The following is a 1,316-nucleotide window of genomic DNA, read 5'->3' as shown; positions in this document are numbered from 1 at the left end:
CGTGGTAAGGTTTTCTAGCCCGGCCATGTGAACGGACGGTGAATGCTTCGGACACGGAGTTGACACGGTCGAAACGGATGGTCTAGGATGGAGAAGTTGCTCCAGAGCGAAACGGCCCGCGGAGCGGGTCGCTGAAGCTGGAAGCGCCTGTTGTTTGAGAACTCAATAGTGTGCCAAGTTTGTTGATGCCAATTGTTTTAACACATATTGGTTGATCATCGCCTGCCACCCCCGTGGTGTGGTGATGGTTTGCTAGGTATTGAATGGATGTCGTGGTGGTTATTTCCGGCTGCCACGGTGTTGTTCTGTAATTTTTTTACGGAGAGTTTGATCCTGGCTCAGGATGAACGCTGGCGGCGTGCTTAACACATGCAAGTCGAACGATGAAGCCCAGCTTGCTGGGTGGATTAGTGGCGAACGGGTGAGTAACACGTGAGTAACCTGCCCTTAACTCTGGGATAAGCCTGGGAAACTGGGTCTAATACCGGATAGGAGCGTCCACCGCATGGTGGGTGTTGGAAAGATTTATCGGTTTTGGATGGACTCGCGGCCTATCAGCTTGTTGGTGAGGTAATGGCTCACCAAGGCGACGACGGGTAGCCGGCCTGAGAGGGTGACCGGCCACACTGGGACTGAGACACGGCCCAGACTCCTACGGGAGGCAGCAGTGGGGAATATTGCACAATGGGCGCAAGCCTGATGCAGCGACGCCGCGTGAGGGATGACGGCCTTCGGGTTGTAAACCTCTTTCAGTAGGGAAGAAGCGAAAGTGACGGTACCTGCAGAAGAAGCACCGGCTAACTACGTGCCAGCAGCCGCGGTAATACGTAGGGTGCGAGCGTTATCCGGAATTATTGGGCGTAAAGAGCTCGTAGGCGGTTTGTCGCGTCTGTCGTGAAAGTCCGGGGCTTAACCCCGGATCTGCGGTGGGTACGGGCAGACTAGAGTGCAGTAGGGGAGACTGGAATTCCTGGTGTAGCGGTGGAATGCGCAGATATCAGGAGGAACACCGATGGCGAAGGCAGGTCTCTGGGCTGTAACTGACGCTGAGGAGCGAAAGCATGGGGAGCGAACAGGATTAGATACCCTGGTAGTCCATGCCGTAAACGTTGGGCACTAGGTGTGGGGACCATTCCACGGTTTCCGCGCCGCAGCTAACGCATTAAGTGCCCCGCCTGGGGAGTACGGCCGCAAGGCTAAAACTCAAAGGAATTGACGGGGGCCCGCACAAGCGGCGGAGCATGCGGATTAATTCGATGCAACGCGAAGAACCTTACCAAGGCTTGACATGTTCTCGATCGCCGTAGAGATACGGT

1 rRNA gene (running past one end of the window) is annotated in these 1,316 nt (G+C 55.6%); it reads left to right on the top strand.

Annotated features, from left to right (window positions below):
* Nucleotides 1-315: 315 nt before the first annotated feature.
* A 16S ribosomal RNA gene (locus MF605_RS11835) occupies nucleotides 316-1,316 on the top strand; it runs 218 nt beyond the window's last position.

The organism is Micrococcus luteus (assembly GCF_022664405.1).
In the GTDB taxonomy this organism is placed as follows: domain Bacteria; phylum Actinomycetota; class Actinomycetes; order Actinomycetales; family Micrococcaceae; genus Micrococcus; species Micrococcus luteus.
This window is presented reverse-complemented; position numbering and strand designations above follow the sequence as displayed.